At 44.8% G+C, this 13,949-nt stretch carries 12 protein-coding genes and 2 tRNA genes; 4 read left to right on the top strand and 10 right to left on the bottom strand.

Going from position 1 to position 13,949, the window contains the following annotated elements:
• Positions 1 to 6 precede the first annotated feature (6 nt).
• The 4 genes from EQU50_RS01245 to EQU50_RS01230 all read right to left on the bottom strand — a co-directional run bounded on the left by EQU50_RS01245 (position 7) and on the right by EQU50_RS01230 (position 2,611).
• Complete coding sequence (locus EQU50_RS01245; protein ID WP_130153348.1) at positions 7 to 546, bottom strand: hypothetical protein; 540 nt, start codon at positions 544 to 546, stop codon at positions 7 to 9.
• Positions 534 to 1,445, bottom strand: coding sequence for a metal ABC transporter solute-binding protein, Zn/Mn family (locus EQU50_RS01240; protein ID WP_130153347.1), 912 nt, complete (start codon positions 1,443 to 1,445; stop codon positions 534 to 536). The genes EQU50_RS01245 and EQU50_RS01240 overlap by 13 nt, the downstream gene beginning before the upstream one ends.
• Positions 1,446 to 1,465: 20 nt before the next feature.
• Positions 1,466 to 2,326 carry a hypothetical protein gene (locus EQU50_RS01235; RefSeq protein ID WP_130153346.1) on the bottom strand — a complete coding sequence of 287 codons (861 nt, stop codon included), beginning with the start codon at positions 2,324 to 2,326 and terminating at the stop codon, positions 1,466 to 1,468.
• Between the two features lie 209 nt (positions 2,327 to 2,535).
• Positions 2,536 to 2,611 (bottom strand) — tRNA-Asn (locus EQU50_RS01230).
• Positions 2,612 to 2,679: 68 nt separating this feature from the next.
• Here EQU50_RS01230 and EQU50_RS01225 point away from each other — a divergent pair.
• The gene (locus tag EQU50_RS01225; protein WP_130153345.1) at positions 2,680 to 2,868 is read left to right on the top strand and encodes a Trm112 family protein; all 189 of its coding nucleotides are present in this window, start codon (positions 2,680 to 2,682) and stop codon (positions 2,866 to 2,868) included.
• On the opposite strand, the gene EQU50_RS01220 is transcribed toward EQU50_RS01225, so the two are convergent.
• Positions 2,863 to 4,002: a Fic family protein gene (locus EQU50_RS01220; RefSeq protein WP_130153344.1), complete on the bottom strand. Its 1,140-nt coding sequence runs from the start codon at positions 4,000 to 4,002 to the stop codon at positions 2,863 to 2,865. The two genes, EQU50_RS01225 and EQU50_RS01220, sit on opposite strands and share 6 nt — an antisense overlap.
• 188 nt (positions 4,003 to 4,190) lie before the next feature.
• Between EQU50_RS01220 and EQU50_RS01215 the strand changes: the two genes are divergently transcribed.
• Entirely contained in the window at positions 4,191 to 6,335 is a 2,145-nt protein-coding gene (locus EQU50_RS01215; protein WP_130153343.1) for a RelA/SpoT family protein, read from the top strand.
• A gap of 44 nt (positions 6,336 to 6,379) precedes the next feature.
• Here the strand turns inward: EQU50_RS01215 and EQU50_RS01210 are convergent, their stop codons facing one another.
• Positions 6,380 to 8,557, bottom strand: coding sequence for a J domain-containing protein (locus EQU50_RS01210; RefSeq protein ID WP_130153342.1), 2,178 nt, complete (start codon positions 8,555 to 8,557; stop codon positions 6,380 to 6,382).
• Between the two features lie 228 nt (positions 8,558 to 8,785).
• Between EQU50_RS01210 and EQU50_RS01205 the strand changes: the two genes are divergently transcribed.
• On the top strand, positions 8,786 to 9,586 hold the full coding sequence (locus EQU50_RS01205; RefSeq protein WP_130153341.1) for an inositol monophosphatase family protein: 801 nt from the start codon (positions 8,786 to 8,788) through the stop codon (positions 9,584 to 9,586).
• Between the two features lie 41 nt (positions 9,587 to 9,627).
• Here EQU50_RS01205 and polA read toward each other — a convergent pair whose 3' ends face one another.
• Entirely contained in the window at positions 9,628 to 12,357 is a 2,730-nt protein-coding gene (polA, locus tag EQU50_RS01200) for a DNA polymerase I (protein WP_130153340.1), read from the bottom strand.
• Between the two features lie 84 nt (positions 12,358 to 12,441).
• Between polA and EQU50_RS01195 the strand changes: the two genes are divergently transcribed.
• A tRNA-Ser gene (locus EQU50_RS01195) sits at positions 12,442 to 12,531 on the top strand.
• 213 nt (positions 12,532 to 12,744) lie between these two features.
• Here the strand turns inward: EQU50_RS01195 and rpmA are convergent.
• From rpmA to EQU50_RS01180, 3 genes are all read right to left on the bottom strand, one after another.
• Positions 12,745 to 12,999 carry a 50S ribosomal protein L27 gene (gene rpmA, locus EQU50_RS01190; protein ID WP_130153339.1) on the bottom strand — a complete coding sequence of 85 codons (255 nt, stop codon included), beginning with the start codon at positions 12,997 to 12,999 and terminating at the stop codon, positions 12,745 to 12,747.
• Positions 13,000 to 13,026: 27 nt separating this feature from the next.
• Positions 13,027 to 13,341, bottom strand: coding sequence for a 50S ribosomal protein L21 (gene rplU / locus EQU50_RS01185; RefSeq protein WP_130153338.1), 315 nt, complete (start codon positions 13,339 to 13,341; stop codon positions 13,027 to 13,029).
• A 254-nt stretch (positions 13,342 to 13,595) separates the two neighbouring features.
• Positions 13,596 to 13,931: a tRNA-binding protein gene (locus EQU50_RS01180; RefSeq protein ID WP_130153337.1), complete on the bottom strand. Its 336-nt coding sequence runs from the start codon at positions 13,929 to 13,931 to the stop codon at positions 13,596 to 13,598.
• Positions 13,932 to 13,949: the final 18 nt, after the last annotated feature.

Below are 13,949 nucleotides of genomic sequence, written 5' to 3'. Positions count from 1 at the left end.
AAAGTATTAAAAGAGAAAAGAATTATATTCCAAAATTTTACTCAGACCATGATTTAATTTCGTCATTGTAAAGTCGAATCCTGAACTTTCATCCGTGGACCATATTCTTAGGATATATAGGAAAAATAAGGCAAAGGCGTGAATTTTAAGAGCGCCCAGTAAATCACTGGTCACAAGACCAGCGTGTTGCAACGTTTGTCGTGACCATTTTAAGGCATACGGAATGATATCTTTCACCCAACAAGGGGCCAACATTAAGTCATCAAGAAGCCGTTTTACGGCCCGTTGGTGCGGTTGCAAAACATCCAAGACGGTCATGATGCTTTCAAACAGATAATCATGAGGGCCGTCAGGCACGGTGGAGAGGGCTGCTTGATCCACAACGTTATCCCATAAAAGCAACAAAATGGACAAAGGCGTTGGACAGAGGTCGCGAATGTCGTTGTTTGACGCCTGGCAATAAGCGGCTAAACGCTCAGGAGTAAGGCCTGACAGACCTTCGGTTTCAAGCAATTCCCATGCCTTTTGAATAATTAGGGTTTGCATTGAACGGTCTTTTCTAAAGCTTGGCGAATTGTGCTTACATTGTGCCGCATCATCGCCTCGTAAGTGGCAGCAGGGCCGGCAGAGGCCGATAATGAATCAGCATAAAGGGTTCCTTGCACCATGACGCCGGTTTCTTCAGCAATTTGTTGTAACAGTCGCGGATTGGCCAAGTTTTCTACAAAAACAGCCTTAACACCCTTTTCTTTGATTAAATCTATTAAGGTCGCTACTTTCTGAGCCGAGGCCTCGGTTTCGGTACTGATACCAACGGGGGCTAAAAATTGAATGCCATAAGCCTTCCCAAAGTACCAAAATGCATCATGGGTCGTGACGACCAATCGCTGTTCAAAAGGTACACGGGCGAATTGCTCACGAATCCAGCGATCAAGAAGATCCAATTGTTCAAGAAGCTTCCCTTTATTCGCCTCGTACAATTTTTTGTGGGCAGGGTCATGCTCACAGAGGAACCTCACAATATTTGCCACATAAACTTTTGCGTTCTTTACGTCATGCCAAAGATGGGGGTCTAGTGGTTCTGTGCGGGGGGTAATGCCGTCGCTGGCGTCACAAACTTTTCCTGCAAAGCCAGAACTGGTGATCATCTTTTCAATGCCTTTTTCAAAATCCAGGCCGTTAATAAAAATAAGGTCCGCGTTGGCTAGGGCCACTGAATCTTTGGGCGTTGGTTGATATGTATGAGGGTCTGATTCCAACGGCACAATGGAAGCGATCTGCACGTTCTCATTACCTTTTGATATGTTTTGAACAAAATCTTTTAAAATGCTGAAACTGGTTACTATTTTTAGGGTGGGTGCAGAATTGGGGGGAACATTTCTACTTCCCACCATCAATATAACCCCCAGCATCAGTAAAAGAAAAAATACAACAGCGATTCTCATTTTCCAGAAAACTCCTCCCTTCAAGGACGGGGGGCTTGCTGATAATTTGGCCCATAGGCGGGGGGTGCATATTGAGCGGGCGCCCCATAGTATCCTTGATTTGGTGCTGGAGCATTGGGCTGCGGCGCATAATATTGGGGGTCTGAATATGGCTGTGGGGCAGAAACCTGAGGTTGATAGGCAGGTTGCTGTTGTTGATAAATCCCCTGATTCTGACTTTGAATCTGGGGTTGCGGTTGTGGCTGAGCAGGCCTTGCCGTGGGCATATGAGGTGGGTTCACCATGGCCACGCCATTAACGTTGGCATACTGCTGGGGGGCAGTAGCCGGTGAATAGGGTGGCGTTGGTTTATGGGCAGCTGACAAGGCATTAGGGCTGGCGCGATGAGGGGCAGGGGCGCCCATAATCTGTGAAGGAATCTGATGGCTAGGTAAGATATACAAATTAAGGGCCAACAAAAACCCACTAATAAAGAACAGGGCGCCCAAAAACATCAGGCCCGCGACCATACCCGCAATTGATAATTTATTCATGGCAAAGAAAAGCTCCTTATCTAGCCAATTATTTTTATAAGCCGTCAGTGATAAAGGGGACCGTTCCCCAGAGTTGGCTTTGGCGATGGAACGTCGTATAGGATGGGTGCTTCTGGGGCGCGGCTCAGGCCTGCTCGGCGGATAAGACAGAAATAAGCTGTCCTCAGTCTGGTCGCGGGACGACAAGATTCCAAAACGCGCAGGCCTTTCGATCGGTTCCTGAAAAGGTGGCGCGAACGCAAACCATCCCGGCTTTTCGTGACTAACCCAGGGTGTATCGTGCCACTGAATAGGGTCTTGAAATTTTTTTTGATTGATAAGGGCCAAGCTTTTTACAAACACTGACATTTTCTAGCATTATACTCGATTTACAGGGCTTAAAAAGTTAAATTATTTTGGTTGTGTGCTCAGTGGCGCAAAAACGATTTAAGAAAGGAAAATGAGTGTTATGGAAATGCGTGATGTGCGCACTGCGGAAGACTATCAATGCGGACTGGTAGAAATTTTTAGGTTGATCGATGCAACCCTTGTAGGTGCTTACGAGCAAAATAAAGATATGGCTCCCCGAGACGGACTCGAACCGCCGACCCAGTGGTTAACAGCCACTTGCTCTACCAGCTGAGCTATCGGGGAACATGCTTTAATTGTTAACATAGTCTGTTAGGATGGGCAAAAGAATTTTCAAAAAAAAGGAATAATTTATGGAAAAAGTTGATCATCGTCTTTTAGAAATGCTGGTTTGCCCGCTTACAAAGACCAGGCTTGCCTATAACAAAGAAACGCAGGAACTGATTAGTGACGTTGCTGGCTTGGCCTATCCTATCCGCCAAGGCATTCCCATCATGCTAGTGGATGAGGCCCGGCGACTGGAAGATAAGCTGTTGTTATAAATTAGAGAAACTCTCTGTTTTGGAGAGTTCTTCGAGCGTCGCAAGGCGATAGCTTGTATTTCGACCACCATCAGGGTTTTGTACAAGAAGGCCGCAGCTTATAAGATCGTAGATGTCGCGGAGAGCCGTATCAGGTGAACATTTGGCCATCGTTGCGTACTTAGAGGTTCGCATGAATCCTTTAAAATCTTCAAGCATTCTGCTGATAATTAATTTTTGACGTTTATTTAAAGAATTTTTATTCGCGTGTGACCAATATGCCGCCTTAGAAAATACAGCATCAAGTAGTACGTTTGCGTTTTGGATCGCACGTCCCAAACAATCCAAAAACCAGTCCAGCCAAGCCGTTACGTCAAGTCCGCTTCGTTGCTGTTGTTCAAGGTAAAAGTAGTAAGCCTTTCGTTCTGCTGCAATTTGAGAGGACATGCTATAGAAGCGGGATGTTGTTTGGTCTGAACGTGCCAGAGCCATATCGGCAATGGCCCTGGCAATACGTCCATTCCCATCCTCAAACGGGTGAATGGTGACAAATATAAGATGCGCAATACCAGCCTTGATGACTTGATCAATTGACTCTTTTTCCTCAAACCAAGTAACAAACCGAGTCATTTCATTTTTCAAACGTGTGGCCTCAGGTACTTCAAAGTGGATGATTTCTCTCCCTATAGGACCTGAAACAACCTGCATAGGACCTGCAGAAGGGGGGCGCCACGCCCCAACCATGATGGGTCTCATCCCACTTCGCCCTGTTGGAAACAAGGCTGCATGCCAACCATAAAGACGTTCTTCTGTGAGAGGCATCTGGTAGTTTTGGGTGGCATCCAACATGACATCAACAATTCCTTCGACGTTTTCGTTTGTTGTTTCTATCATTCCTGCAGTCTGTATACCAAGACGTCGTGCGATGGAGGAACGGACATCATGAGGATTCAACCGTTCTCCCTCAATATCGGATGTGGTCACAACATCTGCTGTTAAGGTTTGAAGGGCTGCCTCCATGGAAACTTGAAAGCCAAGTGCCCCCATTCTTCCCAACAGCCGGCCTTGTTGGTGTCGAACACTAGCAAGCTTTATAGAAAGGTTTTCTTGGTTCCAGCTAACGTTTGGCCAGCCTTGTCGTTGATGAATCCACATTGTATTCTCCATATTTATAAGCTCTATTATGTCCACTTATGATCTGAAACACAAATATTCTCCGCAAAATACGCGCCGAATAAGTAGCTTATTCACCGCATTCCATCCGATGATAATTGAACATTGTTGTATACAGCCCCATCTTCTTGCTACTGTGAAATGGCGGTTCTTACCAAGATAGGACTATATTGTTACAAGAATCTGAACTTCTTCATCGATTGAAATCGTACGATCCTACGTTTGACGGGGCGTTGGTTAGCCGTGCCTATCATTTTTCTCAAAACGCCCATGGCGATCAGATACGTGCTTCAGGGGAGTCCTATTTCTCGCATCCTTTAGAAGTTGCCAGTATCCTTCTTGATTTAAAATTAGATTGTTTCTCCATCATCACAGCCCTTCTTCATGATACCGTGGAAGACACGCTGGCTACTTTGGAAGAAATTAAACAGCAGTTTGGGGCCGAAATTGGACGTTTGGTTGATGGGGTCACCAAGCTTTCACGGTTAGAGTTACAATCTGAAGAGACCAAGCAGGCGGAGAATTTTCAAAAGCTTGTTTTGGCCATGTCTAGTGATATACGCGTGTTGTTGGTAAAATTGGCCGACCGTGTCCATAATATGCGCACCCTCAATCATATTATTGATGATTCTAAACGCCGTCGTATTGCCCGTGAGACAATGGAAATTTATGCGCCGCTGGCTGAACGCATGGGGATGCATTCCCTAAAGGACGAGTTGGAAGATTTGTCCTTTGCAACCCTTAATGCTGAAATGCATCAGTCCATTAAAACTCGTCTTGATTTCCTGCGGGAAGCTTCTGAGAATGCGATTGGCTTTATTTTAGAGGATCTGAAACGTGTTTTGGACGAGGCGAGTATTAAAGGTACCATCAATGGGCGCTTAAAAACCCCTTACTCTATATGGCGAAAGATACAACGAAAAAGTATCACGTTCGAGCAACTTTCAGACATTATGGCGTTTAGGATTATCGTTGAGACTAACCCTGAGTGTTATCAAGTCTTGGGCACTATCCACAGCCAGTATTTGGTTGTGCCTGGACGTTTCAAGGATTACATCAGCACGTCCAAGCCTAATGGTTATCAGTCCTTGCATACGGGGGTGATTGGTCCCTTAAACCAACGCATTGAGGTTCAAATCAGAACCAAGGACATGAACCGGATCTCTGAGCTGGGGGTGGCAGCCCATTGGCAGTATAAAAAAGGCGGGCCGGTCCATGACGGCAAGCAATATGCATGGCTTCGCAGTTTGCTGGAAATTTTGGAACAAGCATCAAGTCCTGAAGAGTTCCTGGAACACACCAAACTGGAGATGTTTCAAGATCAAGTCTTTTGCTTTACACCCCAGGGCGAGCTAATTTCCCTGCCAAAGGGGGCGACGCCCATTGATTTCGCCTATGCTATTCATTCGGAAGTTGGTGACCGGGCCGTTGGGGCCAAAATTAATGGCCGGCAGATGCCATTGCGTTCTGTCCTAAACAATGGGGATCAGGTTGAAATTACCACCTATCAGAATCAATGCCCGTCGCCCACGTGGGAACGATTCGTAGTCACCGGTAAAGCCAGAGCACGGATCCGCCGATTCATACGAAGCCAACAACGCGACCAATTTAAAGAATTAGGCAAGTCGCTGCTGCAAAAGGTCTGCATGAAAGAGGGCGTAACGTATTCAGAAAAGGCCATCGGCCTAGCTGTTAAGCATTTCCAGTTTGACATGATCGATGACCTGTTGGCAGCGATTGGCGAGGGGATTCAAAGCGCCCGGGAAGTTGTCACGATTGCCTACCCGAATAGCCAAAAAAAGGAATTGAAGACAGATCAACCTGAAGGTGAAATACCAAAGATTGCCCCGAAGGCCGAGGGGGGGAAACATCCAAGCCTTAGCATTGAAGGACTGATTCCAGGTATGGCTGTTCATTTTGCGGGCTGTTGCCATCCGTTGCCGGGTGATACCATACGCGGCATTGTCGTGACAGGCAGTGGGGTCACTATTCACACCTTTGACTGTGAAAGCCTACACACGATTGACCCTGACAGGTTGCTTGATCTGTCCTGGCACACGACGAATCGCAATCAAAATATGCGCCATGTCGGGCGGTTAAAGGTCACCTTTATCAATAAGGCTGGAAGTTTGGCGGGTATGTCCACGGCCATAACCAAGCACCAAGGTAATATTGTGAATCTGAAGATCATCAACAGAACGGTCGATTTTTGGGATTTGATTGTCGATATCGAGGTGAAAGACGTAGAACATTTGATTCATATCAAGACTGTTCTACGGTCTTTGGCGATTATTCATAATGCGGACCGGATTTGAGGGGGGGGGCTGCAATCGCCCTCCCTGAGCATTAAAGCCCTTTTTCATCGTCTGGAAAGCGGATTTTTCCCTTCTATGTACTCATGAAAATGACCTACCCTTCCAAATTTTATTTCGGCTTCTTTTTTATTGTCCTGGTTTTTATCAGGATGCCATTTTAGCGAAATTTTACGATATATTTTTTTCCAACCAGTATAATCGGTTATTTTAATCCCACTGCATGTTATAAGTTTATGTTTAGTTAACGCTTCTCTAATGGAGAGTTCAAGATATTGAATATCGTCATTAAGACTTCTCATCTGTTGAATAAGTTGGGTCTGTTGTTCGTTTGTGTCCTCAAATGACTGCTCACTATCTAGTAATGCCAGATCGCTTTTTAGATTCGACAGATCTTCTTTATTTAGTTTTACCATCTCCTCATATTTTTCCAGCAACGGTAGAATTTCTTCGAAAGTGCCACCGTTTTCCAGGGTGATGGTAATTGGCTGTCTCCTTTTATTTCTCTCTGCAAGAGAAGGTTTTTTATAAGCAGATGGTTTTTTCTTCAGCTCCTCGAATTCTATTTTTAAACCCACAGTCGTTGACCAACTTTGAATTTGTTTCTTTTGGGGAAGAGTTAATCCTGGTGACTTTACCAACGAATCAATGGCAGCAAGAACGTCTTTTTGGAAACTCTGTATTCTTAATCGTGAATCTTTTCCGGCCCTTAAACCTCTCAGCCATCCAAACACATCAAGTCTTTCCTTAACATTAAATGCAGCAAATTTTGCTTTTTCTAAACACAAGGCCAAAAATGGTTGATGGATAACATAATCAGCATCTGTACAAGGCTTTGAAATCTGACATATCTCGTCGTAAAGTGTCATAACCTGAAAGAAGTTATTTTCAAAAGTTTGTGACTGATAGGTGCTCCACTGGCTGCTTACATTGCGGGAATCATTGATAATCCTTAACGCTTTTTTAGATGCATCCTGCAATCCTGACTTTTTTTGATTTAAGAGCATTAAACGCAGAATCGTGGGCATATGTTTGGAGCTTACAGCAAGATTTTGCCATGCAATTGTCTGAAAAGGGTAAGGTGCTTGAGCGCCATTTTGAATAAGCTGTTCAGGGGATAAAATTGATGCTCGATGGTTAAGATTATTGTCAAATAGAATCCAAAGTTTCATGAAGGCAGAATGGGATGGATAGTAAAATTGTGGTTGAATGTGTGTTGACAATAGATATGTTTCTTGGGGGAGATCAAATCCTGAATGAACAATTAATTCATATAAATGGACGAGATCTTGATTAGTTAAAGCATGGAAATTTGAAAAGCTTTTAGCAAGACTTCTATTTTTCATTTTTTTTCTAAATTGGCTGTCAGCAATTATAATTTCCATAATTCCGACAGGGGAGGCGCTGGAATATGAATTATAATAGTATGAATAATAACTCAAATTATTGAAATTTTGGTTTATTAGATCCTTTTTAAAACCCCGATTTATAAACTCTTGCGTTAAAAAATATGCAACAGAGTTATCGTGGGTATAGGTACAAGTCATCTCTTTGGCGGCTATCAAAAAGTGCTGTTGCAAAGATTCGTTACCAGGGTTCAATCGACTGTTATACTGGTCATAGCTGCCTAAAACCTGATTAAGTAGAAGGCCTGAAGAACTTCTCTTCGCACCAACATTACGAGCTATTGTTTTAAGGGTTTCAATGGTTTTTAAATCAGTTGGTTCTTCTGAAATTCCCCAACACCCGAAAAAAATTTTCGTTAAAGCCGTGTTTATGTATTGTTCTGCTAGTCTTGACAGTTGTGAGGGCGATGATTGAAAGTGTTGTTTTGCTGCATCCAATGAACTGACTATTGTCATGCAATCTGCTTTTATTACCATTTCGCTACAAAGTTGGGCCCACACTTGCCAGTCAGGATTATCAAACAATTCCCGCAGTACAGGAGTCTTGCCCTGGGCAACAAGATGCACAAGGAACCCTGCTAACTTATCCGACCCACTGTTCCATTTTGTATCTCTAAAATATGACCTAGCATCTTTGGCTTTAAACCCATTTTGTAAAACCCCAAAACCATTCAGTCCAGGATCCTCATCTAGTAAAACAGCCAGGCCGCGTTGGGTTTGATAATCTTCTTGGGACCAGCTAACATTATCAAAATCCGAGAAGGCTAAATCAGCTGTAACGCAGAAAAGCCCTATTGAAAATATCATTTTTTTTAACATTTATGCGTCCTTTAAAAACAGATCACTTATTAGTAGAGAAAATAGAACAGAACGACAGGATAAATTCAATAGGTATTTAGTCATGGTCCATCTTGAAGATTCTTACTCATGTTATAAGTGTGGTTATTGGAATTTAATTTCCCAACAAAATATCGACTTTTGACCAAAGTTTGTTTAAGGATAACCTAAGGTTTTAAATCCCTTAATAATTTTTTGAAAGGCTTTGCCATGACCCATGCACGATCCCCTGGTTGTTCACCTGCTATGAACGTAATGATGGCGGCGGTTTTGAAGGCTGCTCGCGGCATCATTCGTGATTTTGGTGAAATTGAACATTTACAGGTTTCAAAAAAAGGTCTGGGCGATTTCGTTTCCACCGCCGACAGACGGTCGGAAAAAATCCTGATTGAGGAGCTTTCCAAAGCCAGGCCTGATTATTCTTTTTTAGCCGAAGAATCAGGGGCCATGAAGGGTACGGACCCCCATCATACGTGGGTGATAGATCCCTTGGACGGCACAACGAATTTCTTACACAGCATCCCTCACTTTGCGATTACCGTGGCCTTAAAAAAAGACTTTGAGATTATTGCCGGCATTACCTATGACCCGATCAAGGATGAGATGTATTGGGCTGAAAAAGGGAAGGGTGCTTTTATGAATCAGCGCCGTCTAAGGGTTTCGGGTCGTCGACAGTTGGATGAGGCCTTGGTAGCGATTGGTACCCCATTTGGTGATCATGGGGATCGGGTTTTGTTTCAAAAACATTTGGAAAAGATCATGCCCATCACGGCTGGAACACGCCGCCTTGGCGCAGCCGCCTTGGATTTGGCCTATGTGGCAGCCGGGCGTTTTGACGCGTTTTTTGAAAACCACTTACAACCTTGGGACCTGGCTGCGGGCATTTTGTTGGTGAAAGAGGCTGGTGGTTATGTCAGCGAAATCAGCGGCACCAAAAACATGTTCGAAACAGGCAGCGTTTTGGCAGCCAATCCCGAGCTGTTTGAACCGTTGCAGAAATTGCTGGGTTAAAGACAGAAAAGGGGCGCAGGCCCCTTTATCTATTTACTAAACTAATGCGCCTGGTCCCAATTGTCCCCAATGCCTACACCGACCACCAGGGGTACAGATAAGGTAATCACGTCTTCCATGGTTTGTTTCAAAACCGGGATCAATGCATCAATTTCATTCAAGGGAATTTCAAACAAGAGCTCGTCATGCACCTGCAGCAACAGACGAGCACTGTATCCTTTGGTTTGGAGGATTTTATCGATGCGGATCATGGCCTTTTTGATGATGTCAGCATTGCTGCCTTGCAATGGCGCGTTGATGGCCTGACGCTCGGCCCCCCCTCTGACGGCACCATTCTTATCGTTAATGCCCGGCACATAGCAGCGCCGTCCAAACAACGTCTCGACATAGCCTGTGGAGCGGGCTTGTTCCTTACAAACCTCCATATAGGTCTGAATGCCGGGGTAACGGGCAAAGTAGACCTTAATGATGTCGGCAGCCTGGGATGTGGGGATGCCCAGTTGTTGGCCCAATCCAAAGGCGCTGATCCCATAAATGATACCAAAATTGATGGTTTTGGCCTGACGACGTTGTTCGGGGTTTACCTGGGATAATGGTATGCCAAATATCTGCGATGCAGTAGCCTTATGGACGTCCTCGCCCTTTTGGAACGCATCTATCAAGGGTTCCACCTTTGCCTTATGGGCCAAAAGGCGCAGTTCAATTTGCGAATAGTCCAGCGACACAAGGTGCATCCCCTTTTCTGGAATAAAAGCCTGGCGAATTTTACGGCCGTCTTCGGTTCGAATGGGAATGTTTTGCAGGTTGGGGTCAGAGGAGGCGAGGCGGCCCGTCGTGGTTGTCGCCAAGGAAAATGAGGTGTGTATACGGTGCGTCTCGGGCGCCATCGCCGCCAGCAATCCATCGACATAAGTGGACTTCAACTTGGCGAGCCCGCGCCAATCTAGAATACGTGCTGGCAGGTTGTGACCTTGAAGTGCCAGGGCTTCCAAAACCCCAGCATCGGTGCCATAGGCGCCGGTTTTTGTTTTCTTACCCCCTGGCAGGGACCATTCATCAAACAGAATCTCCCCCAACTGCTTGGGTGACCCAATATTGAAATCGCGCCCAGCCAGTTTGTAAATTTCTGTTTCCAAAATCGCCAACCGATCGCCAAATTCCTTGCCCAAATTTTTAAGAACACTTGGGTCAATTTTAATGCCGATTTGTTCCATGCGCACAATCACGGGGATCAAAGGCCGTTCAATTTGTTGGTAAAGCTGACTCTTGCCTTCCTCTTGCAAGCGTTTGGTGAAAAACTGATAAAGGCGCAGGGTGATCTCGGCATCCTCCGCCGCGTAAGGCGTCGCCTGATCCAGTGGCACTTGGTCAAATATTTTCTGATTTTTACCGCTGCCGGCTACGTCTTCGAACCGAATGGTTTGATGGTTGAGGTGACGAGATGCCAGCTCATCCATACCATGACCGTTCTTGCCAGCATCCAGGCAATAGGACATCAACATCGTATCGGTGATGGGGTCAATCGTCAGATCATATTTCGCCAAAATTCCCAAGTCATATTTTAGATTATGGCCCACCTTTAAAAGGCCCGGGTCGGTTAAGAAAGGGTTTAATGCTCCGGTCACAGACAACAAAGACAGCTGCGGTTCGTCGCTTTGATGGGCCAAAGGAATGTAACAGGCACCAATGTCGTCACCCTGTTCAACGGCTAAGGATATGCCAACCAATGAAGCCTTTTGAATATTCAACCCTGTCGTTTCTGTGTCAATTGCCAGCACAGAAGACTGATGAATCAGCTGAATCCACTCCTCTAATTTCTCCATCGTGTCGACCCTTTCATAATTCTTCGATGAAGGAGAGGGGGCAGCAACAGAAAGCATGTTTGGCGATTTAAACTTATTCAATAAAGTTTTAAAGCCATGCTTTTGGAAAAAATTTTGGCAGAGAATAGGATCGGGCTGGCGGGGTTGCAATTGTTCAAAATCCAACGGCAATGGCACCTGTTGGTCTAATGTGACCAACAGCTTTGAAATGCGGGCTTGTTCGGCATACGTTTGCAAACTTTCGCGTCGTTTCGTTTGCTTAATGGTATGGGCATGCTGCAAAAGTTGTTCTAACGTACCAAATTGTTGAATTAGTTCAGCGGCGGTCTTGGGGCCAATGCCAGGCACACCGGGCACGTTATCCGAACTGTCCCCCATCAACGCCTGAACATCAATCACGCGGCCAGGCTCCACGCCAAATTTCTCGAAAACCTCTGGCGTGCCAATACGCCGATTTTTTATGGGGTCAAGCATCTGTACAGAGGCATCAACCAGTTGCATGAAATCCTTATCGGATGAGACAATCACCACCTGGTACCCCTTTTGTTTGGCGGCCAGGGCATAGCTTGCAATCAAATCGTCAGCCTCAAATCCACTGGCTTCCATATAGGGCACAGACAAAACGTCGCAGGCTTCACGAATCAAGGCGAATTGAGGAACCAGTTCGGCTGGTGCGTCTGGCCGATGGGCCTTATAATCAGGATAAATTTTCTGGCGAAAGGTTTGGCGGCCCGCATCAAACACGACGCCTAAAAAATCATGGACGTGGTTGTGTTGCAATTTTTCCATAAATCGCAACAAAATATTACAAAACCCATACACTGCACCCACCGGTGTGCCTTCCGGATTGCTTAGGGGAGGCAACGCATGAAATGCCCGGAAAATAAACCCTGACCCATCAATAAGGTAAACAGTGGGGACAATCGGGGCGGCTTCATCCAAAGACATAAAGTTTCTTTCTGTAAGGTTTGATACCTTATACCAAGTTTTTGTCTTGAAACCTACACCCAGATGATTATGATGAAGATTCGCGGAGGGGTGCCAGAGTGGTCGATCGGGGCGGTCTCGAAAACCGTTGTGCGTGTGAACGTACCGTGGGTTCGAATCCCACCTCCTCCGCCATCTATAGCCAGTCCCTTATAAAACGATTACGGCGTTGCCCGGCGTGATCTTAGGTGCTCATGTACAATTAGTACACTCCGCTCCTCGACACTTGGGCGCCTTGTACTCTCTTCATATCGAATTAGCTATATACCCATTCAATCACACATAAAAAAACCCTCCTAACGATCATGTCACTAAAAGGGCTTATTAATTTCTAGTTTAAATTTTTAACTAAGCAGGAATAATAGAAACAAAGGAACGATCATTACGTCCTTTGGAAAATTGTACAACGCCACTGGTAGTTGCAAAAATTGTGTGGTCTTTGCCTAAACCAACATTTTTACCGGGATGAAACTTAGTTCCCCGTTGACGAATAATAATGTTACCGGACAAAACTTGTTCGCCCCCAAACTTTTTTACACCCAGTCGTTTACTTTCTGAATCCCGACCGTTTCGCGAACTGCCGCCGCCTTTTTTCGTTGCCATGATGAAAACTCCTTAATTAGTCTTTGCTTAGCCCACAATGATTTTATTAATTTTTAACACTGTCAGATGCTGACGGTGACCTTTTTTGCGGCGATAATTCTGGCGACGTTTTTTCTTGAAAACGATGATTTTCTTGTCGCGCATCTGCTCTACCACAGTGGCTTCTACTCTGGCCCCTGCAACAACAGGAACGCCAATCTTGGTATTCGTGCCATCATTAACCATCAAAACGTGATCTAGAGAAATGCTATCTCCTGCTAAGGCTTCTAGCTTCTCGACACGAATAACCTTATCTTGTGTAACTCGGTACTGTTTACCGCCGGTTTTAATGATTGCGAACATGAATCACGACCCTAAATAAAATTGATAAATAACTTCCGAAGCCTGTATAACACACAGGACAACATTGTTCTGTGTACCGTTTTTCGTCCTTAACTGTCAAGTTATTTTGTGAAAAATGAAGGCTGGCAAAACTTTTATGTCACCCTGATGAAAGAGGGTCAAGTCCCCCACCCTGTATTTGGGTGGAGGGTGGCAAAAAAAGAAATTACCCTTCTTAAATGAAAGATAAAGGTTTTTTCCTGCCCACAAAACTTCTAGAATAATTTATTCCCATTGGGAACTTTAGGGTCGACTGTTGCTAGGCAGACTGCTTGTTGTTCATCTGAAATACCAACCAGTAAAAATTCGGATAAAAATCCAGCAATATTTTTTGGCTCTAAATTAACGCAACCAATAATTTGCTTGCCTATTAAAGAAGAAAGGGAATAGTGAACAGTAATTTGAGCTGATGTTTGCTTAATACCAATTTCAGGGCCAAAATCTGCCCAAACTTTATAGGCGGGTTTTTTTGCTCTTGGAAATTCTTCCGCTTTGATAATCGTTCCAGAGCGTAAATCAACTTGTTCGAAATCTTCATATTTTATAATCATCTTATTCTCTTTGGATAA

Source organism: Candidatus Finniella inopinata, from assembly GCF_004210305.1.
GTDB classification, from domain to species: Bacteria; Pseudomonadota; Alphaproteobacteria; order Paracaedibacterales; family CAIULA01; genus Finniella; species Finniella inopinata_A.
Note: the sequence above shows the minus strand (reverse complement) of the source record. Positions and strands in the feature narration are given on the sequence as shown.

Coding starts and splice junctions, on each gene's coding strand:
- rpmA (WP_130153339.1), bottom strand. CDS start 12,999: ATGGCAACGAAAAAAGGCGGCGGCAGTTCGCGAAACGGTCGGGATTCA.
- EQU50_RS01205 (WP_130153341.1), top strand. CDS start 8,786: ATGACCCATGCACGATCCCCTGGTTGTTCACCTGCTATGAACGTAATG.
- EQU50_RS01235 (WP_130153346.1), bottom strand. CDS start 2,326: ATGTCAGTGTTTGTAAAAAGCTTGGCCCTTATCAATCAAAAAAAATTT.
- polA (WP_130153340.1), bottom strand. CDS start 12,357: ATGTCTTTGGATGAAGCCGCCCCGATTGTCCCCACTGTTTACCTTATT.
- rplU (WP_130153338.1), bottom strand. CDS start 13,341: ATGTTCGCAATCATTAAAACCGGCGGTAAACAGTACCGAGTTACACAA.
- EQU50_RS01220 (WP_130153344.1), bottom strand. CDS start 4,002: ATGTGGATTCATCAACGACAAGGCTGGCCAAACGTTAGCTGGAACCAA.
- EQU50_RS01240 (WP_130153347.1), bottom strand. CDS start 1,445: ATGAGAATCGCTGTTGTATTTTTTCTTTTACTGATGCTGGGGGTTATA.
- EQU50_RS01180 (WP_130153337.1), bottom strand. CDS start 13,931: ATGATTATAAAATATGAAGATTTCGAACAAGTTGATTTACGCTCTGGA.
- EQU50_RS01210 (WP_130153342.1), bottom strand. CDS start 8,557: ATGTTAAAAAAAATGATATTTTCAATAGGGCTTTTCTGCGTTACAGCT.
- EQU50_RS01225 (WP_130153345.1), top strand. CDS start 2,680: ATGGAAAAAGTTGATCATCGTCTTTTAGAAATGCTGGTTTGCCCGCTT.
- EQU50_RS01245 (WP_130153348.1), bottom strand. CDS start 546: ATGCAAACCCTAATTATTCAAAAGGCATGGGAATTGCTTGAAACCGAA.